The sequence below is a fragment of the Nocardioides hankookensis genome (assembly GCF_042658885.1).
GTDB classification, from domain to species: Bacteria; Actinomycetota; Actinomycetes; order Propionibacteriales; family Nocardioidaceae; genus Nocardioides; species Nocardioides hankookensis.
On record NZ_JBHSRJ010000004.1, the window covers coordinates 1,273,195 to 1,292,277 of the forward strand.

Annotated in this window: 19 protein-coding genes; 10 read left to right on the top strand and 9 right to left on the bottom strand. The window is 71.8% G+C overall.

What is annotated here, in order from left to right; genetic code table 11:
- The first annotated feature begins 34 nt into the window (after window positions 1-34).
- The 6 genes from ACFPYL_RS12605 (at window position 35) to ACFPYL_RS12630 (ending at window position 5,873) form a co-directional block, all read left to right on the top strand.
- Window positions 35-1,534: an FAD-binding oxidoreductase gene (locus ACFPYL_RS12605; RefSeq protein WP_379154386.1), complete on the top strand. Its 1,500-nt coding sequence runs from the start codon at window positions 35-37 to the stop codon at window positions 1,532-1,534.
- Window positions 1,535-1,546: 12 nt separating this feature from the next.
- Window positions 1,547-2,137, top strand: coding sequence for a DinB family protein (locus ACFPYL_RS12610; RefSeq protein WP_379154388.1), 591 nt, complete (start codon window positions 1,547-1,549; stop codon window positions 2,135-2,137).
- A gap of 91 nt (window positions 2,138-2,228) precedes the next feature.
- Window positions 2,229-3,395, top strand: coding sequence for a 3-hydroxy-9,10-secoandrosta-1,3,5(10)-triene-9,17-dione monooxygenase oxygenase subunit (hsaA, locus tag ACFPYL_RS12615; RefSeq protein ID WP_379154390.1), 1,167 nt, complete (start codon window positions 2,229-2,231; stop codon window positions 3,393-3,395).
- A 3-nt stretch (window positions 3,396-3,398) separates the two neighbouring features.
- Window positions 3,399-4,295, top strand: a complete 897-nt coding sequence (gene hsaD / locus ACFPYL_RS12620) for a 4,5:9,10-diseco-3-hydroxy-5,9,17-trioxoandrosta-1(10),2-diene-4-oate hydrolase (RefSeq protein WP_379154392.1) — start codon at window positions 3,399-3,401, stop codon at window positions 4,293-4,295.
- Window positions 4,295-5,197 (top strand): iron-dependent extradiol dioxygenase HsaC, encoded by a 903-nt coding sequence (hsaC, locus tag ACFPYL_RS12625; protein WP_379154394.1) that lies wholly within the window; start codon window positions 4,295-4,297, stop codon window positions 5,195-5,197. The genes hsaD and hsaC overlap by 1 nt, the downstream gene beginning before the upstream one ends.
- Window positions 5,198-5,225: 28 nt before the next feature.
- On the top strand, window positions 5,226-5,873 hold the full coding sequence (locus ACFPYL_RS12630) for a flavin reductase family protein (RefSeq protein ID WP_379154396.1): 648 nt from the start codon (window positions 5,226-5,228) through the stop codon (window positions 5,871-5,873).
- 197 nt (window positions 5,874-6,070) lie between these two features.
- Here ACFPYL_RS12630 and ACFPYL_RS12635 read toward each other — a convergent pair whose 3' ends face one another.
- The 6 genes from ACFPYL_RS12635 to ACFPYL_RS12660 all read right to left on the bottom strand — a co-directional run bounded on the left by ACFPYL_RS12635 (window position 6,071) and on the right by ACFPYL_RS12660 (window position 12,281).
- A complete protein-coding gene (locus tag ACFPYL_RS12635) occupies window positions 6,071-7,213 on the bottom strand; it encodes an NAD(P)/FAD-dependent oxidoreductase (protein ID WP_379154398.1) in 1,143 nt (380 codons plus the stop codon).
- Between the two features lie 274 nt (window positions 7,214-7,487).
- The gene (locus ACFPYL_RS12640) at window positions 7,488-7,883 is read right to left on the bottom strand and encodes a DUF4440 domain-containing protein (RefSeq protein ID WP_379154400.1); all 396 of its coding nucleotides are present in this window, start codon (window positions 7,881-7,883) and stop codon (window positions 7,488-7,490) included.
- 4 nt (window positions 7,884-7,887) lie between these two features.
- Window positions 7,888-8,841 carry an acyl-CoA dehydrogenase family protein gene (locus ACFPYL_RS12645; protein WP_379154402.1) on the bottom strand — a complete coding sequence of 318 codons (954 nt, stop codon included), beginning with the start codon at window positions 8,839-8,841 and terminating at the stop codon, window positions 7,888-7,890.
- Window positions 8,841-9,665 carry an acyl-CoA dehydrogenase family protein gene (locus tag ACFPYL_RS12650; RefSeq protein ID WP_379154404.1) on the bottom strand — a complete coding sequence of 275 codons (825 nt, stop codon included), beginning with the start codon at window positions 9,663-9,665 and terminating at the stop codon, window positions 8,841-8,843. Before ACFPYL_RS12650 ends, ACFPYL_RS12645 begins: the two co-directional genes overlap by 1 nt.
- Window positions 9,662-10,810, bottom strand: a complete 1,149-nt coding sequence (locus tag ACFPYL_RS12655) for an acyl-CoA dehydrogenase family protein (protein ID WP_379154406.1) — start codon at window positions 10,808-10,810, stop codon at window positions 9,662-9,664. Before ACFPYL_RS12655 ends, ACFPYL_RS12650 begins: the two co-directional genes overlap by 4 nt.
- Window positions 10,800-12,281 carry a FadD3 family acyl-CoA ligase gene (locus tag ACFPYL_RS12660; protein ID WP_379154408.1) on the bottom strand — a complete coding sequence of 494 codons (1,482 nt, stop codon included), beginning with the start codon at window positions 12,279-12,281 and terminating at the stop codon, window positions 10,800-10,802. Before ACFPYL_RS12660 ends, ACFPYL_RS12655 begins: the two co-directional genes overlap by 11 nt.
- Before the next feature lie 46 nt (window positions 12,282-12,327).
- Between ACFPYL_RS12660 and ACFPYL_RS12665 the strand changes: the two genes are divergently transcribed.
- The 4 genes from ACFPYL_RS12665 to ACFPYL_RS12680 are packed head-to-tail and all read left to right on the top strand — an operon-like array spanning window position 12,328 to window position 16,051.
- Window positions 12,328-13,515, top strand: a complete 1,188-nt coding sequence (locus ACFPYL_RS12665; RefSeq protein WP_379154411.1) for an acyl-CoA dehydrogenase family protein — start codon at window positions 12,328-12,330, stop codon at window positions 13,513-13,515.
- Window positions 13,512-14,315: an SDR family oxidoreductase gene (locus tag ACFPYL_RS12670; protein WP_379154414.1), complete on the top strand. Its 804-nt coding sequence runs from the start codon at window positions 13,512-13,514 to the stop codon at window positions 14,313-14,315. The genes ACFPYL_RS12665 and ACFPYL_RS12670 overlap by 4 nt, the downstream gene beginning before the upstream one ends.
- On the top strand, window positions 14,308-14,895 hold the full coding sequence (locus ACFPYL_RS12675) for a TetR/AcrR family transcriptional regulator (protein WP_379154417.1): 588 nt from the start codon (window positions 14,308-14,310) through the stop codon (window positions 14,893-14,895). The genes ACFPYL_RS12670 and ACFPYL_RS12675 overlap by 8 nt, the downstream gene beginning before the upstream one ends.
- On the top strand, window positions 14,888-16,051 hold the full coding sequence (locus ACFPYL_RS12680) for an acetyl-CoA C-acetyltransferase (RefSeq protein WP_379154420.1): 1,164 nt from the start codon (window positions 14,888-14,890) through the stop codon (window positions 16,049-16,051). The genes ACFPYL_RS12675 and ACFPYL_RS12680 overlap by 8 nt, the downstream gene beginning before the upstream one ends.
- 3 nt (window positions 16,052-16,054) lie before the next feature.
- On the opposite strand, the gene ACFPYL_RS12685 is transcribed toward ACFPYL_RS12680, so the two are convergent.
- Genes ACFPYL_RS12685 through ACFPYL_RS12695 form a run of 3 tightly spaced genes read right to left on the bottom strand, consistent with a single transcriptional unit; the run spans window position 16,055 to window position 19,078 of the window.
- Window positions 16,055-16,837 carry an isocitrate lyase/PEP mutase family protein gene (locus ACFPYL_RS12685; RefSeq protein WP_379154423.1) on the bottom strand — a complete coding sequence of 261 codons (783 nt, stop codon included), beginning with the start codon at window positions 16,835-16,837 and terminating at the stop codon, window positions 16,055-16,057.
- 25 nt (window positions 16,838-16,862) lie between these two features.
- Window positions 16,863-17,228, bottom strand: a complete 366-nt coding sequence (locus tag ACFPYL_RS12690) for a hypothetical protein (protein WP_379154426.1) — start codon at window positions 17,226-17,228, stop codon at window positions 16,863-16,865.
- Window positions 17,225-19,078 (bottom strand): hypothetical protein, encoded by a 1,854-nt coding sequence (locus tag ACFPYL_RS12695; protein ID WP_379154428.1) that lies wholly within the window; start codon window positions 19,076-19,078, stop codon window positions 17,225-17,227. Before ACFPYL_RS12695 ends, ACFPYL_RS12690 begins: the two co-directional genes overlap by 4 nt.
- Window positions 19,079-19,083: the final 5 nt, after the last annotated feature.

Below are 19,083 nucleotides of genomic sequence, written 5' to 3' on the forward strand. Positions count from 1 at the left end.
GATCGGGCTTCCGTGATTCCGTACGGTGGATCGAGTGACGACCTGGACGCGCCGCGCGGTGCTCGGAGCCGGCGCGCTGGGTGCCCTGTCGGCGTGCTCGTCCGACGGCAGCCCGACCCCCGCGCCCGGCCCGACCGGGTCGGCGTCGTCCGCCTCGTCCGCGTCGCCGACGCCGACCGGGACGGTCCCGTGGGCCCAGCTCCGTCGCTCCGTTCAGGGCGCCCTCGCCCGGCCGCAGGACGCGGCGTACGACCAGGTGCGCCTGCTCCAGAACCCGCGGTACGACGGGCAGCGACCGCTGGCCGTGCTGTCGGTCGCCTCCGCGCAGGACGTCGCGACCGGGCTCCGGTTCGCCCAGGACCACGACCTCCCGGTGGCGGTCCGGTCGGGCGGGCACAGCTACCCGGGGTGGTCCGGCGGTGGCTCGCCCCGCGCCCTGGTGATCGACTGCCGACCGCTGCACGACGTGCGGCTGGACGGGCAGACGGCGACGATCGGGGCCGGGGCGACCCTGGCCCCGGTCTACGACACGATCGGCGGCGCCGGTCGCGCGATCGCCGGCGGCTCCTGCGCGACGGTCGGCATCGGCGGGCTGACGCTCGGGGGCGGGGTCGGCGTGCTCACCCGGGCGATGGGACTCACCTGCGACGCCGTGACGGCCATGACCGTCGTGACGGCCGACGGCACGGTCCGCACGGCGAGCGCCGACGAGGAACCCGACCTCTACTGGGCGCTGCGCGGTGGCGGCGGCGGACACCTGGGCGTGGTGACGTCCTTCGACCTCGTCACGGTCGCGGCGCCGACGGTCAGCACCGTCTACCTCGAGTGGCCGTTCTCCGCCGCCGCCGACGTGATCGCTGCGTGGATGGACTGGGCGCCCGGCGCGGACGACCGGCTCTGGTCCACGCTCAAGGCGCTCGGCGGCGGGACCCACCCGGGCGGGCCGACGCTGCTGCTCTCCGGCACCTGGACCGGACCGACCTCGGCGTTCGACGGCCAGCTCGCCGGGCTCCTCGACCACGTCCCGGCGCCGAGCGTGCGGTCGACGAACACCCGCAGCTACCAGGCGCAGATGGCGGCGTTCGCAGGCTCGGGTGCGCGCGAGTCGTTCGGCGCCACCTCGCACGTGGCCTACGACGCGCTCGACGCCGCAGGCATCCACGACCTGCTCGACCAGGTGCAGGCCGCGCAGTCGTCCGGGCTCAAGGAGGCGGGGATCTCCATCGACGCCCTGGGCGGCAAGGTCCGCGACCTGGCGCCCGGGGACACCGCCTTCGTGCACCGCGAGGCGCTCGCGACGGTGCAGTACACGGCGACCTTCCCACCCGGCACCGGCACGAGTGCGGACGCCTACGTCCGGGGCTTCCGGGCCGCGATGGTCCCGCACTGGGGCGAGCACGCCTACGTCAACTACGCCGACCCGACGATCAGCGACTACCAGGCGGCGTACTTCGGCGCGAACGCCGACCGGCTCGCGCAGGCGCGCGCGACGTACGACCCGGACGGCTTCTTCACCCAGCCCCAGGACTTCTGAGAGGGTCGGGCTGTGCGCGACCCCCAGGCAACCCTCGTGGAGTACCTCCAGTCCGCCCGCGACGCCCTGGTCTGGAAGGTCGAGGGCCTCAGCGAGTACGACGCACGCCGGCCGCTCACGCCGACCGGCACCAACCTGCTGGGGCTGGTCAAGCACCTGGCGAGCGTCGAGCTCGGCTACTTCGGAGACACCTTCGGTCGCCCGAGCGGGATCGCGCTGCCGTGGCACGCGGACGGTGCCGACCCGAACGCCGACCTCTACCTGGCTGCCGACGAGAGCCGGGAGTGGGTGCTCGACCTCTACCGCACCGCCCAGGAGCACGCGGCCGTCACGTTCGCCGAGCTGGACCTCGATGCCGAGGGACGGGTCCCGTGGTGGCCGGTCGACGACAACACGGTCACGCTCCACGAGGTGCTGGTGCACATGGTCGCCGAGACGCAGCGACACGCGGGGCACGCCGACATCGTGCGGGAGTCGATCGACGGCGCCGCAGGTCGGCGACCGGAGGACGCGAACATGGACGCCGGCTACGACTGGCCGGCGCACGTCGCCCGGGTCGAGGAGGCCGCACGGGCGGCCGCCCGCACCTGGGACCCGGCGTAATCCAACGTTCACGTGCCGACGGTGGTTCCGTCTCGACCAAAACGAGAACGTGTTCTAGTATCGAGATGTCCCACCACGACAGGAGATCTCGATGTCCCAGGCTGTTCTCGACGGCGTCCGTGACCTGCTCCCCGGCATCCGGGAGCGAGCGGACGAGGCCGAGCGTCTCCGCGTCGTCCCCGAGGCGTCGATCAAGGAGCTGGAGGAGGTCGGGTTCTTCCGCCTGCTGCAGCCGAAGCGCTTCGACGGCCACGAGGCGGACCCGGTCGACTTCTACACCGCCGTCCGCGAGATCGCCGGTGCGTGCGGGTCGACCGGCTGGGTCTCCAGCGTGGTCGGCGTGCACCCCTGGCAGGTGGCGCTCTTCTCCGACGAGGCCCAGCAGGCCGTGTGGGGCGACGACTCGACGACCCGCCTGAGCTCGTCGTACGCCCCGACCGGCAAGGCGCAGCTCACCGACGGCGGCTACACCCTGTCCGGCAAGTGGAGCTTCTCCTCCGGCTGCGACCACTGCTCGTGGGTGCTGCTCGGCGGGCTCGTCTTCAACGACGAGAACCAGGTCGTCGACTTCAAGACGTTCCTGGTGCCGCGCGAGAACTACACGATCAACGACGTCTGGCACATGGTCGGCCTGTCCGGCACCGGCTCCAACGACATCGTGGTCGAGGACGTCTTCGTGCCCGACGCGTTCACGCTGTCGATGGGCGACACCGGCCGCTGCTTCGGCCCGGGCCAGGAGCAGAACACCTCCGACCTCTACAAGCTGCCGTTCCACTCGATCTTCACCGGCACGATCACCACGCCGATCATCGGCATGGCGGCCGGTGCGTACGCCGAGCACGTCGACATGCAGCAGAAGCGCGTCCGCGCGGCGTACCTCGGCGAGAAGGCGTCGCTGGACCCGTTCGCCGCGGTCCGGATCGCGAAGGCCTCCTCGGAGATCGACGCCGCCTGGGCGCTGCTGGTCAACAACATCCGCGAGGAGCAGGCGCACGTCGCCAAGGGCGAGAAGATCCCGCTCGGGCTGCGCCTGCGGGTCCGCCGCGACCAGGTGCTCGGCACCCAGCGCGCGATCGACGCGATCGACTCGCTCTTCGAGGCCTCCGGCGGCCGGGCGCTCGCCCAGGGCACCTACCTCCAGCGGGCCTGGCGTGACGCCCACGCCGGCCGGGTGCACGCGGCCAACGACCCCGAGCGCGCCCTCCAGATGTACGGCGCGCACGAGTTCGGCCACAAGGTCGACCCGGGGATGTACTGAGCGATGACCATCACCAAGGAGTCGGTCCAGCACTCGGCCAAGGCCGGTGACATCACCCTCAACTACTACGAGGCGGGTCCCGACACGCAGCCGAGCGGCATCGGCGGCGGACTGCCGCTGGTGATGCTGCACGGCGGCGGACCGGGCGCCTCGGCGTGGTCGAACTTCGGCCGCGCGCTGCCGCACTTCGCGGGCACGTTCCGCACCCTGCTCGTGGACCAGCCCGGCTTCGGTGGGTCCGACAAGCCGCCGGTCGTGGGCAACTACTACCGCCACGCGGCCGACTACGTCGTCAAGCTCCTCGACGAGCTGGGCATCGAGCGGATCCACCTGCTCGGCAACAGCCTCGGTGGCGGTACGGCGATGCGCCTGGCGCTCACCTACCCCGACCGCGTCGGCCGGCTGATCCTGATGGGCCCGGGCGGGCTCTCGCTCAACCTCTTCCATGCCGACCCGACCGAGGGCGTGCAGCGGCTGATGGACTTCGGGGCCGACCCGACGCCCGAGCGGCTGCGGGCCTTCATCTCGACGATGGTGGTCAACCAGGCGCTGGTGACCGACGAGCTGGTCGCCGAGCGGTTCGCGGACGCGACCGCGCCGGGCGCCCAGGACGCGATGCGCTCGATGGGGATGTCCTTCTGGAACCCCGAGACCGCCGAGGACGGCATGCTGTGGCGTGAGGCCCACCAGCTGCGCAAGCACACGCTGCTGACCTGGGGACGCGAGGACCGGGTGAACCCGCTCGACGGCGCGATGGTCGCCCTCAAGCTGATCCCGAAGGCGTCCCTGCATGTCTTCCCCAACTGCGGGCACTGGGCACAGATCGAGGCCGCGGAGGAGTTCGCCGAGATCTCCACGGCGTTCCTGGCCCGCCACGTCGAGCGCCCGAAGGAGTCCTGATGACGATCGACATCAAGTCCATGGGCTACGTCCGCGTGGCCAGCACCGACCTCGACCAGTGGACGACGTTCGCCGGCAAGGTGCTCGGCCTGGCTGCCGGCCGCGGGCCCGACCCGGCCAACCAGTACTGGCGCATCGACGAGGTCTCCGCACGCCTCGTCGTCTACCCCTCCGACGTCGACCAGCTGGGCTGCGTGGGCTGGGAGCTCGCCGACCACCGGGCGCTGCAGGAGGCGCGTGAGCACCTCCAGAAGGCCGGCGTCGAGTTCGAGGAGGGCACCAAGGAGGAGCTCGCCGAGCGCCGCGTCCAGGAGCTGGTGCGCTTCTCCGACCCGTTCGACAACGTCTTCGAGCTCTTCCACGGCATCACCTACGAGTCGCGGCCCGTCGTCACGCCGTACGCCGCGAAGTTCGTGACCGGCGACCAGGGGATGGGCCACATCGTGCTGCCCGTGACCGACGACGTGGAGGCGCTGCGGTTCTACGCCGACGTGCTGGGCTTCCGGCTGCGCGACTCGATGAGCATGCCGGGGGAGTTCGTCGGCAAGGAGCCCGGCTCGAAGGTTTGGCTGCGCTTCCTGGGCGTCAACCCGCGGCACCACTCGCTGGCGTTCCTGCCGATGCCCAACCCGTCCAAGTGCGTGCACATCATGCTCGAGGTCGACGAGCTCGACCACGTAGGGCGCGCGCTGGAGCGGGTGCGCAAGCACCGGGCGCCGCTGTCGGCCACGCTCGGGCGGCACATGAACGACGAGATGATCTCGTTCTACGTGAAGTCGCCCGGCGGCTTCGACGTGGAGTTCGGCACCGAGGGGCTCACGGTCGACGACGCACGCTGGGTGGCGCGCGAGTCGACCGCGGTCTCCTACTGGGGCCACGACTTCGGCGCCGGAGCGCAGTGACCGCGGACGCAGTGGAAGACTTAGCCCCATGAGCTCGGACCGCGAGATCCCCGAGGGGATGAGCCCGGACGCCCGGGAGACCTGGCCGAGCCCCGAGCTGATCATCTCGTGGCTCGGCGACCAGGAGGTCGACTTCGAGTTCCGCCCCGGCGAGGACCTCCCGGTCCACGACGACCCGGAGGCGGTGTACGCCGCGCGGCGCTTCCGTGACGTGCTGGGCCGGTTCGGGTCCGGGGTCACCGTGGTCACGGCGGTCAGCAACGACGAGCCGGTCGGGCTGACCTGCCAGTCCTTCTCGAGTGTCTCGCTGGACCCGCCGCTCGTGCTCTTCGTCCCCGCGAAGACGTCGCGTGCGTGGCCGCTGATCCAGCGGTCCGGCCGCTTCTGCGTCAACCTGCTCGCCGCCGACCAGGCCGACCTCTCGAACACGATGGCGAGCCGGGGCACCGACAAGTTCGCCGACGTGAAGTGGACGCCGGCGCCGCAGACGGGCTCGCCGATGCTCGAGGGCGCGCTCGCGCACATCGACTGCTCGATCCACGCCGTGCACGAGGCCGGCGACCACTACGTCGTCATCGGCCGGGTCCTCGACCTGATCACCGACGACGACGGTGACGACGACCTCGAACCGCTGCTGTTCTACCGGGGGAAGTACCGCACCACCGACCAGCCCTGAGCATGACGAAGCATCCGCTCTGGCGGCCGTTCCACCTCCCGTCCGACGAGGAGAACGCGGCGGCACGCCCTCGGCGTACCGCCGCGTTGACGGGTCCGTCTGCGGCCGCACCCTGGACGACAAATCTCACGCTTGGACGACAAACCTTAATCGTCCAAGCGTGAGATTCGTCGGCTGGCCGATGAAACTCTCCCCGGCTAGCGGCCCGACGGCGTCCACTCCCGCCCGAACCAGCGGCTGACCCGCTCGGCGCCGAACGCGGTCTTGTCCGCCACCAGGTCGGTCGACGGTCCGACCAGGTCGCCGGCCGGCGCCTGCCCGCTGACGAACGTGACGTCCACCTTGGCCACCCGGTCGTCGCCGACCTCGAGGTAGCAGATGCCACGTCCGTCGTACGTCGTGGCGCTCGCCTCGCCGCGGGCCCGGGCGACCAGCTGGGCGGCGACGACGGCGGCCTGGCCCTCGGCGAAGACACCGGCCTTGGGGGTGCCGACGCTGGTGACGTCGCCGACGGCGTACACGTCCGCGAAGCGGGTGCGCAGGGTGAGCGGGTCGACGGGGATCCAGCCGTCCACCGCGAGGCCGGACTCCACGACGACGTCCGGGGCGCGGTGGGTCGGGACCGCCAGGAGCAGGTCGAACGGGACCTCGGAGCCGTCGCCGAGGACCGCCCGCCCGGGCTCGACGGAGCGGACCAGCTGGCCCGGGTGCCAGGCGATGCCGCGGCGCTCGAACTCGGCGAGCAGCACCGCCGAGGCCTCCGGGGACGGTGGGATCGGGACGCCCAGCGGCATCACCAGGGAGACGGTGGAGCGGTCGAGCAGTCCGCGCGCCCGCAGGTGGTCGTGCAGCAGGAGCGCGGTCTCGCTCGGCGCAGGCGGGCACTTGAACGGGGTGGAGGTCACCGCGACGACGACGTCGCCGCCCGGGAAGGTGTCGAGCACGTCGCGCAGTCCGAACGCGCCGGCGACGGTGTAGAACTCGTGGCCGTGCTCGACCAGGCCCGGGGTGGCGTCGGGGTGCAGGTCGGCGCCGAGGGCGACGACGAGGATGTCGCAGTCCAGGGGACCGGCGTCGGTCTCGACGCGGCGGGCCGCCGGGTCGATGGCGCGGACGGTGGTGGCGACGAAGCGGACGCCGTCCGGCGCGAGGTCGGTGTAGCGGTGCAGCACGTGGTCGGCGGTGGTCCGGCCGAACATCACGTCGAGCTTGGAGAAGCCGAAGACGAAGCCTTCGGCCCGGTCGACCAGGGTGACCTCGACGGCGTCACCCGCGTCGTTCGCGAGGGTGGTGGCCAGCTCGAGCCCGCCGAAGCCGGCTCCGAGGATCAGGACGCGCATGGCCGCAACCTATCGGGCGGCCGGGGGTCCCGGCGGTCTGGTCCGGACGGCTCAGATCTGGGTGCGACGCGGGTTGGCGACGGCGCCGTCGAAGGAGCGCTTGTCGGAGCTGGTGGGCTGGGCGGCGGTGGGCTTCGTCATGACAGGAACGCTATGGAGTCGTCGCCTACACCCGATCGACGTCCGATCAACACGTCGCCAACACTCCTTCAACAGGGTGCCAACACCGAGTCCCAGGAGTGCTCACGCGTCACAGGAGTCACAGCGCGTCGTCCTACGCCGCGGCGCTGATCCGCCACCCCGCGTCCGTGCGCACCAGCGGCAGCGACTTCTGCCCGTGACCGGTCACGGCGGCGCCCGCCTCGACCCACTCCTTGGCGTAGGAGCACCAGCGGTGCGCGACGTCGCCCCACACCTGGGTGGTCCCTTCGACCTCCCACTCGCGGAAGTCCGTCAGCCGGCCGCCCGTCAGCAGCGCGCGTCGGGGCTCGATGAAGGCGTCGACGTCGTACGCCGCCGGCCCGCCGCGTGCGGACACCACCACCGCCTCGGGCAGCAGCACGGCGCGCAGCGCGTCGAGCCGGGCGTCGACCTCGGCCTCGGTCCCCGAGGCGAACGCGGCGAAGAAGGTGGCGACCACCTCGTCGATCTCCTGCTGGTCCCCGCTCATGGCGTCAGAGTGCCACGGCCGCCCGGTGCTCGGTGGCGCTGCCGAAGAGCCGGCCGAGGGCGTGCGCGCGCTTGAAGACCAGGTGGGCGTCGTGCTCCCAGGTGATCGCGATGCCGCCGTGCAGCTGGACGGTCTCGCCGGCCAGGCGGGAGACCGCGTCGGAGCAGTAGGCCTTCGCGACGTGGGCGAGCTGGTCGGCGTCGTCGGCGCGGCTCGCGACGGCGTACGACGCAGCCCAGGAGGCCGAGCGGGTCATCTCGGTCAGCACGAGCATGTCGGCCATCCGGTGCTTGAGTGCCTGGAAGGAGCCGATCGGGCGCCCGAACTGCACGCGCTCCTTGCTGTAGGACACGGTCATGTCGAGCGCCCGGGCCGCGAGCCCGGAGGCGAGCGCCGCGCAGCCGACCGCCCCGACGAGGCGGGCACGGTCGCGGGCGGCCCGGCCGTCGCCGATGGGGGTCCGGGTGCCGCCCTCGACAGTCGCGAGCCGGATCGTCTGGTCCATGGTCGGCGTCCACGTGGTCTCGGCGCCCTCGACCTCGAAGAGCCCGTCGTCGGTCGCCGCGACGACGATCGTCGCCAGGTCGCCGTCCAGGACGGGGGCGTCGCCGTCGACGAACGCGGCGACCTCGCCGGCCGCGATGCGCGGCAGCAGCCGGGCCTGCGCGTCGTCGTCCGCTCCGGCGAGCAGCGCCTCGGAGGTGATCAGCGAGCTCAGCAGGGGAGACGGGACCAACGAGCGGCCGACCTCCTCGAGGGCGACCAGCGACTCGAAGAGCGTGAAGCCGGCACCGTCGTGCTCCTCGGGGATGCCCAGCGCGGCCACGCCGATCTGCTCGCAGAGCGTCGCCCAGAGCGCCTCGTCGTACGTCTCGACGCGGGCGTCGCCGCGCTTGTCCAGCAGCGAGCGGACGGTCGCGGCCAGCTCCTGCTGCTCGTCGGTGAGCGCGAACTCCATCAGTCGACCAGGGCTTCCAGCAGCCGCGCACGGTGGTGGGCCGGGGTGCCCCAGGCGGTGACCAGCGCGCGGATCTTGGTCAGCCAGAGGCTGAGGTCGAACTCCTGGGTGTAGCCGATCGCGCCGTGCACCTGGAGCCCCGTGCGCGAGGCGAGGTACGCCGAGTCCGCGCAGGCGACCTTGGCGGCCGAGACGCTGACATCACCGAGCGCGGCCCCGAGGACGAGCGGGCGCGCGAAGTCGAGGGCGATGCGCACGTCGGCGAGCGCGTGCTTGATCGCCTGGTAGGAGCCGATCTCGCGACCGAACTGCTTGCGCTGCTTCACGTAGGTCACCGAGTCGGCCAGCACCCGCTCGCCCGCGCCCAGGAGCTGGGCGGACACCGCCAGCACCGCCCGGTCGAAGGCGGCCTCGTCGACCGCGTCCGTCGTCTCGACCTCGAACAGTCGCCGGGTCCGGTCCACCGACACCCGCATCGCCCCGACGTGCGGGACGCCGGCGACGTCGGCGTCGAGCGCGTAGGGCACGTGCGGCGGCAGCGCCACCGTGGCGATGCCGTCGGCCTGTCCGAGGTAGGCGACCGACTCGACCCACGGTCCGGGGACAGCGTGGTAGCCGAGCCGCTCGAACGCGATCGCCAGGAAGACCGGCTCGTCGGCCAGGGAGGTCACGCCCATCTCGGCCAGCCGGCCCCAGAGCTTCAGCCCCGGCTCGTGGTCGCCGTCGGCCCAGGCACGGGCGACCGCGACGGTGTCGGCGTTGGCGAGCAGGGAGTCCAAGGCGCCCGCGAAGTCCTGCTGGTCGCTGTCGAGCTCGAACCTCACTTCGTCGCCCCCTTCGGCTCGCGCGGGAGTCCGAGGATCCGCTCGGCCACGATGTTGCGCTGGATCTCGTTGGTGCCGGCGTAGATGGGGCCGGAGAGCGAGAACGTGTAGCCGTCGAGCCAGCGCGACTCCACCTCGGCCTCCGGGCCGAGCAGGTCGAGCGCCGTCTCGTGGAGCGCGATGTCGAGCTCGGACCAGAAGACCTTGTTGACCGAGCCGGCCGCGCCCATGTCGCCACCGGCTGCGAGCCGGGTGACGGTGCCCCATGTGTAGAGCCGGTAGGCCTGCGCCTTGATCCAGGCGTCGACCACGCCGTCGGCGGACGCGGGGTCGGGCCGATCGCCGTACAGGGAGACGAGCCGGTCGGCGGCCGCGCAGAACCGGCCGGGGGAGCGCAGCGACAGGCCGCGCTCGTTGCCGGCGGTGCTCATCGCGACCCGCCAGCCGTCGCCGGGGGCGCCGAGCACGTCGCTGTCGGGGACGAAGACGTCCTCGAAGAACACCTCGGCGAAGCCCGCCTCGCCGTCGAGCTGGGCGATCGGGCGCACGGTGATGCCGTCTGCGTCGAGGGGGAAGAGGAAGTAGGTCAGGCCGTGGTGGCGCGCCGCCTCCGGGTCGGACCGGAAGAGCCCGAAGCCCCAGTGCGCGAAGGCCGCCCGCGAGGACCAGGTCTTCTGACCGTTGAGCACCCAGCCGCCGCGCTCGTCGTCGCGCGCCGCCACCGAGCGCAGCGAGGCCAGGTCGGAGCCGGCCTCCGGCTCGGACCAGCACTGCGCCCAGATCCGCTCACCGGTCGCCATCGTCGGCAGGAAGCGGTCCTGCTGCTCCGGGGTGCCGTGGTCGAAGATGATCGGCGCGAGCAGGAAGATCCCGTTCTGGGAGACCCGGCCGGGCGCGCCGGCGCGGTAGTACTCCTCCTCGAAGACCACCCACTCGACCAGCGACGCCTCGCGGCCGGAGTACGCCGTCGGCCAGGACACGACCGACCAGCGCGCGTCGGAGAGCAGCCGCTCCCACTCCTGGTGGGCGACGAAGCCCTCGGCGGTGTCCATCGACGGCAGCGGCTCGGCCGGCACGTTCGCCGCGAGCCACTCCCGCGCCTCGGCCTGGAAGGCCAGCTCGGACTCGGAGAGGTCAAGATCCATCGCGAAGCTCCGTCTTCAGCACCTTGCCGGACAGGTTGCGGGGAAGGCCGTCGACCACCTCGACGTGCCGCGGCACCTTGAAGTTGGCCAGCCGCTCCTTGGCGAAGGCGATGACGTCGTCGGGCGCGGCGGTGCCGACGACGTACGCCTTGCCGACCTCGCCCATCCGCTCGTCGGGCACCCCGACGACGGCGACGTCGGCGACACCGTCCATCCGGGCGAGCGCCTGCTCGACCTCGGCGGGATAGACGTTGAAGCCGCCGGAGATGTACATGTCCTTGAGCCGGTCGGTGATCGACAGGTTGCCCTGGTCGTCGAGCACCCCGATGTCGCCGGTGTGCAGCCAGCCGTCGGCGTCGATCGCCTCGGCCGTGGCGGCCTCGTCGTCGAGGTAGCCGAGCATCACGTACTCGCCGCGGACCAGGAGCTCGCCGTCGGGGCCGATCCGCGTCTCCATCCCCGGGATCGCGCGGCCGCACGTCGTGGCGACCGTCTCGGCCGAGTCGCCCTCGCGGCACATCGTGACGACGACGGCCTCGGTCATCCCGAACGCGGTGACGACCTGGTCGATCGCCAGGTCACGGCGCATCCGCTCGATCAGCACCACCGGTACGACCGCGGCGCCGGTGACCGCGAGGCGGAGCGACGAGAGGTCGCGGTCGGTGCGGCCGGGTGCGTTCAGCAGCGAGGTGAAGATCGTCGGCGCGCCCGGCAGCACGCTGATCCGCTCCGACTCGATGATCTCCATCGTCGCGTCGAGGTCGAAGGTGGCGACCGGGTAGAGCGTGGCGCCGGTGAGCAGGCCCGTGACGATGCCGACCTTGTAGCCGAACGAGTGGAAGAACGGGTTGACCACCAGGTAGCGGTCCTGCCCGTTCACCCCGCCGAGCTCGCCCCACGCCCGCGCTACCCCGATCGTCTGGCGGTGCGCCGACATCGCGCCCTTGGGCTTGCCGGTCGTGCCGGAGGTGAAGAGGATGTCGGCGACGTCGTCGGGGGAGACCGACTCGGCGAGCCGGTCGACGTCCGCGGTGGTCACCGACCCCATGTCGATGTCGGCCAGGTGCGCGAGCTCGACCACGAGCGAGACCGAGGCCAGCTCGCTGGCGGCGCGGAGGTCGGCGATCTGGGTGCGTCCGAGGAAGCCGTCCTCGACGACCACGATCCGCGCCGACGTGCGATCGACGATCTCGGCGACCTCGTGACCGGTGTAGCGGGAGTTGGCGGGTACCAGCGTGCCGCCGGCGTACGACGTGGCCAGCGCGGCGACCACCCACGCGATGCTGTTGGGCGCCCAGACGACCACCCGGTCCCCGGGCTCGAGTCCGGCGGCGACGTACCCGCGTGCGGCGCGGCGGACCCGGCGCAGCAGCTCCAGGAAGGTGACGACCTCGCCGTCCTGGACGTAGGCGGGATGATCGCCGAAACGGTCGGCAGCGTCTCCGAGAGCCGCCGGGATCGTCTGTGCCACATCGCCTCCATCACCAACCAAGCAATTGCTTGGTAGGCTACCACCTGTGGACCTGACCTACTCCGAGGAGGACCAGGCGTTCCGTGCCGAGGTGCGGGCCTGGCTCGAGGAGCACCTGACCGGCGAGTGGGCCGCGCTGCGCGGCCTGGGCGGCGCGGGTCGCGACCACGAGGCGCACGACGAGCGGGTCGCCTGGAACCGGCTGCTCGCCGAGCACGGCTGGACCTGCGTCGGCTGGCCGACCGAGCACGGCGGCCGCGGGCTGAGCCTGACCCAGCAGGTGATCTTCCACGAGGAGTACGCCAAGGCCGACGCGCCGGTGCGCGTCAACCACCTCGGCGAGGAGCTGCTCGGCCCGACGCTGATGGCGTTCGGCACCGAGGAGCAGAAGGCGCGCTTCCTTCCGAGGATCGTGGCCGTCGAGGAGCTGTGGGCGCAGGGCTACTCCGAGCCGAACGCCGGCTCCGACCTGGCCAACGTGCAGACCAAGGCTCGGCTGGACGGCCTGCCTGGAGATCAGCAGAGCTGGGTCGTCGACGGGCAGAAGGTGTGGACGTCCAACGCCCACTTCAGCCAGTGGGCCTTCGTCCTGTGCCGAACCGAGCCGGGCTCGGAGCGGCACCGCGGGCTGTCCTTCCTGCTGGTGCCGCTCGACCAGGAGGGCGTCGACGTGCGCCCGATCGAGCAGCTGACCGGGGGCTCGGAGTTCAACGAGGTCTTCTTCACCGGAGCCCGGACCGACGCCGACCTGGTGGTCGGCGAGCCGGGCGAGGGCTGGAAGGTCGCCATGGCGCTGCTCGGCTTCGAGCGCGGTGTCTCGGTGCTGGCCCAGGTCGTCGGCTTCGCCCGCGAGCTCGAGGGGGTCGTCGACCTCGCGAAGGCCAACGGCGCGACCGACGACCCGGTGCTGCGCGACCGGCTGGCCGGCCTCAAGGTCGAGCTCGAGGTGATGCGTCGCCAGGCGATGCGCGGCCTCTCGTCGGACGACGCTGCTGGCCCGTCGGTCTTCAAGCTCGTCTGGGCCAGCTGGCACAAGCGGCTCGGCGAGGTCGCGATGGACGTCCTCGGCCCGGCCGGCCTCACGACCGCGACCGACAGCGGCTACGAGCTGTCCCGGTGGCAGCGGCTCTTCCTCTTCTCGCTCGCCGACACGATCTACGGCGGCAGCGACGAGGTGCAGCGCAACATCCTCGCCGAGCGCGTGCTCGGCCTACCCCGAGAGGCCCGCGGATGACCGCCACGAGACCCGAGCAGCCCACCCCCGACTACGTCCCCGGGCACGACCTGCTGGCCGGCCGGGTCGTCGTGGTGACGGCCGCTGCAGGTGCGGGCATCGGCGCCGCCGTCGTACGACGCGCGCTGGAGGAGGGCGCCAAGGCGGTGGTCTTCAGCGACACCCACGAGCGTCGGCTCGCGGAGGCCGAGGAGGTGCTGGCCGCCGAGTTCGGCGCCGACCGGGTGCGCCAGCTGGTCTGCGACGTCACCGACGAGGCGCAGGTGGCCGCCCTGCTCGACGCGGCCGAGGAGTTCGGCGGTGTCGACGTGATGATCAACAACGCCGGCCTCGGCGGCACCGCGAGCATCCTCGAGATGACCGACGAGCAGTGGCTCAAGGTCCTCGACATCACCCTCAACGGCACCTTCCGGTGCGTCCGGGCGGCCGGTCAGCGCTTCGTCGCCTCCGGGACGAAGGGTGTGATCGTCAACAACGCCTCGGTGATCGGCTGGCGGGCCCAGGAGGGCCAGGCCCACTACGCCGCCGCCAAGGCCGGCGTGATGGCGCTGACCCGCTGCGCCGCCCTCGACCTGGCGCCGCACGGCATCCGGGTCAACGCCGTGTCGCCGAGCCTGGCGATGCACCCGTTCCTCGCCAAGGTCACCTCCGACGAGCTGCTGCACGAGCTCAAGCAGCGCGAGGCGTTCGGCCGGGCGGCCGAGCCGTGGGAGGTCGCCAACGTGATGGTCTTCCTCGCGAGCGGCTACTCGTCGTACCTGACCGGCGAGGTGGTCTCGGTGAGCAGCCAGCATGCCTGAGACCGCCAGCGCGACCCGACGCGACGAGCTGCTGGCCATTGCGGCCGGCCTCTTCGCCGAGAAGGGCTTCAAGAACACCACGGTGCGCGACATCGCCGACTCCGCCGGGATCCTGTCGGGCAGCCTCTACCACCACTTCGACTCCAAGGAGTCGATGGTCGACGAGATCCTGCGGACGTTCCAGGAGGAGCTCTTCGGCCAGTACGACGAGATCCTCGCGAGCGACGCCGACCCGAAGGCGCAGCTCGAGCAGGCGGTGCTGGTGTCGTTCGACGCGATCGACAAGCACCGGGCGGAGGTGGCGATCTTCCAGAACGAGGCGGCGTACCTGCTGACCTTCGACCGCTTCTCCTACCTCGCCGACCGCAACCAGCAGTCCCGCGAGGTCTGGCTGACGCTCCTCCAGAACGGCATCGACGCCGGCGTCCTGCGCGCGGACCTCGACCTCGAGCTCACCTACCGCTTCATCCGCGACACCGTCTGGGTCGCCGTGTCCTGGTACCGCCCCGGCGGCCGCCGCACGCACACCGAGATCGCACGGCAATATCTCTCGATCCTCCTGGAGGGCATCAATGTCTGAGGCATTCATCGTGGACGCGGTCCGGACTCCCGTGGGCAAGCGCGGGGGAGCGCTGGCCGAGGTCCACTCGGCCGACCTCGCCGCCCACACGCTCGCCGCGCTGGTGCGGCGTACCGGCGTCGACCCGGGTGCCGTGGACGACGTCATCCTCGGCTGCTGCGACACCATCGGCTCGCAGGCCGGCGACGTGGCGCGTACGGCGTGGCTGGTGGCCGGGCTGCCGGACCACGTGCCCGGCGTGACGATCGACCGCCAGTGCGGCTCCTCGCAGCAGGCCGTGCACTTCGCGGCGCAGGGCGTCATGTCCGGCACCCAGGACCTGGTCGTGGCCGGCGGCGTGCAGAACATGAGCGCGATCCCGATCTCGGCCGCGATGCTGGTCGGTCAGCAGTACGGCTTCTCGACGCCGTTCGCCGAGTCGCCCGGTTGGCAGGCGCGGTACGGCGACCAGGAGGTCAGCCAGTTCCGCTCGGCCGAGATGATCGCCGAGAAGTGGGGCATCTCCCGGGAGGACATGGAGGCCTTCGCCCTCGCCTCGCACGACCGGGCGCGGACGGCCATCGCGGAGGGCCGGTTCAAGGACGAGATCGAGTCGCTCACGCTGCCCGACGGCACCGTGTTCGACACGGACCAGTGCCCCCGCGAGACCTCGTTGGAGAAGATGGCCGGCCTGCAGCCGCTGGCTCCTGGCGGCCGGATCACCGCCGCCGTCTCCTCGCAGATCTGTGACGCGTCGGCCGCGATGCTGATCGCGTCCGAGCAGGCCGTCGCCGACCACGGCCTGACCCCGCGGGCGCGCATCCACCACCTCTCGGTGCGCGGCGACGACCCCGTCTGGATGCTGACGGGCCCGATCGGCGCGACCAAGCACGCCCTCGCGAGGACCGGCCTGTCGATCGACGACATCGACCTCTTCGAGTGCAACGAGGCGTTCGCGTCCGTCGTGCTCGCGTGGATGAAGGAGACCGGCGCGCCGCACGAGAAGGTGAACGTCAACGGCGGCGGCATCGCCCTCGGTCACCCGATCGGCGCCACCGGCGTCCGCCTGATGACGACCCTGCTCGCCGAGCTCGAGCGCACCGGCGGCCGCTACGCCCTCCAGACGATGTGCGAGGGCGGCGGCCAGGCCAACGTGACCGTGATCGAGCGCGTCTGAGGGTCAGTTCAGGATGCGCATCGTCGACGGCACGCCGCCGCCGCGGTGCACGTCCTCGACGAGCTCCTGGAGTGCGGTGAGCGCGACGTTCTGCGACATCGGGCCGTAGGAGACGCGGGCGACGCCGAGCTCCTGGAGCCGGGCGAGCGACGGTACGCCGGGGATGCCGATCATCGTCAGCCGCTGCGGCCCGAAGGCCTCGACCAACGTGGACACCTGCGCCTCGTCGAGCCGGGCCGGCACGAAGACGACCGGGGCACCGGCCTCCAGGAACGCCTTGCCGCGCTCGACCGCGTCCGCGAGCACCTCGCCCTGGTCGCGGTCGCGGCCCTTCACGAAGGCGTCCGTCCGGGCGTTGAGCACGAAGTCGACGCCCTCCTGCTCGGCGGCCTTCATGATCTTCTCCACGTTGCCGGCCGCCTCGGCGAGCGGGCGCATCTGGTCCTCGATGTTGGCGCCGACGATGCCGAGCCCGATCGCCCGCCGCACCGTCTCGGCCGGGTCGCCGTACCCGCCCTCGAGGTCGGCGGTCACCGGCAGGTCGGTGGAGGCCGCGATCCGGCCGGCCATCTCGAGCATCAGGTCGACGGGGATGTTCTCGCCGTCGTCGTAGCCGTACGTCGCGGCTATCGAGTGGCTCGCCGTCGCGAGCGCGGTGGTCCCGTCGACAGCGGCGACCGTGCGCGCGCTGATCACGTCCCACACGTTCACGACGGTGAGGAGCTCGGGAGCCTGGTGCAGGCGGAGGAGGGTGGATGCCTTGTCGCGGGTCTTGTCGTCGGCCATGACCCCACCCTAGGCCGTGCTCCAGTCAGCGGAAGGTGAGCCAGAGCCCGCCGACGAGCGGGATGAGGCCGAGCAGCAGCCAGGGGGAGAGGAGCTTCTTCTGGTGGATCGCCCGGAAGGCCATCACCGCGAGCACCCCGAAGGCTGCCGCGACGACGTTGAGGCCGATCCGGGCGTCGACCCGGTCGTCGTCGACGTACATCGCCGCGATCACCAGGCCGCCTGCGAGGTGGGCGATCGTGGTGGCCGCCAGCACGGACAGCACCCACTTCTGCACCGGCTCGAGGCTGAGTGTGCCCGGCCCGGTGTTGCGGACCACCTCGCGTCGCGGGTTGTCCGGGTCCATCAGGTGCCGGGGGCGCTTCTTCGGCTTGGCGGCGGGCTCGGTCACTCCGTGATTGTCCCAGAGTCGCGCCGGGCGAAGACCAGGGCCACGAGGAGGACGACGTACGCCGCGACGGCGAGCAGCCCGAACGCGATCGTGATGGTGACGCTGAGGTCGATGAGCGAGTCGCTCTGCCCGAAGACCTGGGTCAGCAGCGAGATCTGGCTGTCGTCGGTGTCGCCGAAGTCGGGGCAGAACGCGCCGAAGCCGAGGAGGCCGATCCAGGTCACCAGCTGCGCCCAGGCCTGCACCCGGGTGAGCGCCCGGGGTCGACCGTCCTGTGTGTAGGCCAGCGCGGTCGTGAGGGTCAGCGCGATGAGCACGACCGGCACCACGGAGACCAGGAAGATCACGAAGAACCAGCCGCCGACACCGAACACGATCCGGCCGATCCACACCCAGACGAGCAGGAGCAGGTTGACCGGGATCATCCACAGCAGCGTCGCGCGCCCCAGTTTCGTCACAGCCGAACCGTAGGGGATCAGGCCGCCCGGGGCTCGAACCACCACGGGCTGGTGTAGGCCACCGCCAGGTCGTTGCAGGGGTGGCCCTCGGGTCCGGGGGTGGCGTTCGGCTCGGACGGGTCCGCGATCCGCAGCAGCATCCAGTCGCCGTCCTCCACGTCGACAAGCACCCGGAAGTCGACGACGGGACCGACCCGGAACTCCTCGACGTGCGCCGACGGTGGGGGCGTCGGTGCCCGGCCGCAGGACCTGCACGGTGAGCGGTCGACCGATCCAGGACGCGTCGCGGGCGAGATCGACCCGGATGCGTACGGCGCCGCGGTCGTGGCTCAGCACGGACCCCATCCGGTGCGGCGTCCCGCGTCGCGGCGTGGCCGTGGCGTCGACGCGCAGGCCCGACGTGCGCGTGGCGAAGAAACGCCTGGCCCTCATCGCCGCCTTCACGCCGGCCCGGCTGTGGTCGGTCACCCACATCCCGGTCCGGCCCTTGCCCTCCGGGAAGCCCCAGTCGGTGCCGTGCTCGTCGGTGCAGCCGGCGATGCCGGTGCGCCAGCCCGCGTTGAGGCAGGCGACCAGCGGCGAGGACCTCCCGTCGGCGTACCCTTCGAAGACGAAGTCGTCGCGACGGTTGAACATCTCGAGGGAGACCACCCGGTCGCGGACGCGTTCGTCGTAGTGGAACCCCTGGAACCGACCCGGCTCGCGGCCCGGGTGGTTGAAGCCGGCGAGCCCGTCGGCGCCGCCGTCGAGCACCAGGCCCGGCTCGCGGCGCAGCCACGACAGCAGTGGCTGCATCAGGCCGGCCTCGAGCACGTCGGTGTAGTGCTCGCTGAACCAGACGTTGACGTGGCCGAGCAGCGGCTCGGACCACTCGAAGCCCCGGATCGCGGTGAACGCGCCGTCGACGTTCGCCGCGTCGGCGTACGCCCGGGTCTGGTGCCAGTCGGTGCGGGTGATGCCGCCGAGCTGGGAGTACTCCGGCGGCAGCAGGCCGGCGAGCACGTCGCCGAGCAGGTTGTCGGACAGGGTCGCGTGGTCGGTGAGCGCGGCGACGTCGAGCCCGGCGCTGCGCATGGAGTCGAAGGCGAGGGCCGGGTCGCCATCGCCGTCCGAGAGCAGGGTGTGGTTGTGCAGGTCGGCGTGGAGCAGCCGGGTGCCGCGGGTGAGCCGCGAGCGGCGGGCGGCGCCGACGCGAGGTGAGCGGCCGGTGTCGGCGATCGCCCCGGTGCTGGCGCCGAGGGTGCCGGCCATCAGCAGGCCTGCGCCCGCGGCGATCGTCGCCCGGCGGGTGAGTGCCGTCCTGTCCGGGGGAGCGGTGGGCAGGGTGCCGTGGTGGTAGCCGTCGCACATGCCCTGGAAAACGGGAGAGCGGCCGAACGGTGACGGTGCCATGCTCG

What these genes read in the sequence shown, in the direction of transcription:
- hsaA (WP_379154390.1), top strand. Translation starts at nt 2,229, where the DNA reads ATGTCCCAGGCTGTTCTCGACGGCGTCCGTGACCTGCTCCCCGGCATC.
- hsaD (WP_379154392.1), top strand. Translation starts at nt 3,399, where the DNA reads ATGACCATCACCAAGGAGTCGGTCCAGCACTCGGCCAAGGCCGGTGAC.
- hsaC (WP_379154394.1), top strand. Translation starts at nt 4,295, where the DNA reads ATGACGATCGACATCAAGTCCATGGGCTACGTCCGCGTGGCCAGCACC.
- ACFPYL_RS12630 (WP_379154396.1), top strand. Translation starts at nt 5,226, where the DNA reads ATGAGCTCGGACCGCGAGATCCCCGAGGGGATGAGCCCGGACGCCCGG.
- ACFPYL_RS12635 (WP_379154398.1), bottom strand. Translation starts at nt 7,213, where the DNA reads ATGCGCGTCCTGATCCTCGGAGCCGGCTTCGGCGGGCTCGAGCTGGCC.
- ACFPYL_RS12640 (WP_379154400.1), bottom strand. Translation starts at nt 7,883, where the DNA reads ATGAGCGGGGACCAGCAGGAGATCGACGAGGTGGTCGCCACCTTCTTC.
- ACFPYL_RS12645 (WP_379154402.1), bottom strand. Translation starts at nt 8,841, where the DNA reads ATGGAGTTCGCGCTCACCGACGAGCAGCAGGAGCTGGCCGCGACCGTC.
- ACFPYL_RS12655 (WP_379154406.1), bottom strand. Translation starts at nt 10,810, where the DNA reads ATGGATCTTGACCTCTCCGAGTCCGAGCTGGCCTTCCAGGCCGAGGCG.
- ACFPYL_RS12670 (WP_379154414.1), top strand. Translation starts at nt 13,512, where the DNA reads ATGACCGCCACGAGACCCGAGCAGCCCACCCCCGACTACGTCCCCGGG.
- ACFPYL_RS12675 (WP_379154417.1), top strand. Translation starts at nt 14,308, where the DNA reads ATGCCTGAGACCGCCAGCGCGACCCGACGCGACGAGCTGCTGGCCATT.
- ACFPYL_RS12680 (WP_379154420.1), top strand. Translation starts at nt 14,888, where the DNA reads ATGTCTGAGGCATTCATCGTGGACGCGGTCCGGACTCCCGTGGGCAAG.
- ACFPYL_RS12685 (WP_379154423.1), bottom strand. Translation starts at nt 16,837, where the DNA reads ATGGCCGACGACAAGACCCGCGACAAGGCATCCACCCTCCTCCGCCTG.
- ACFPYL_RS12695 (WP_379154428.1), bottom strand. Translation starts at nt 19,078, where the DNA reads ATGGCACCGTCACCGTTCGGCCGCTCTCCCGTTTTCCAGGGCATGTGC.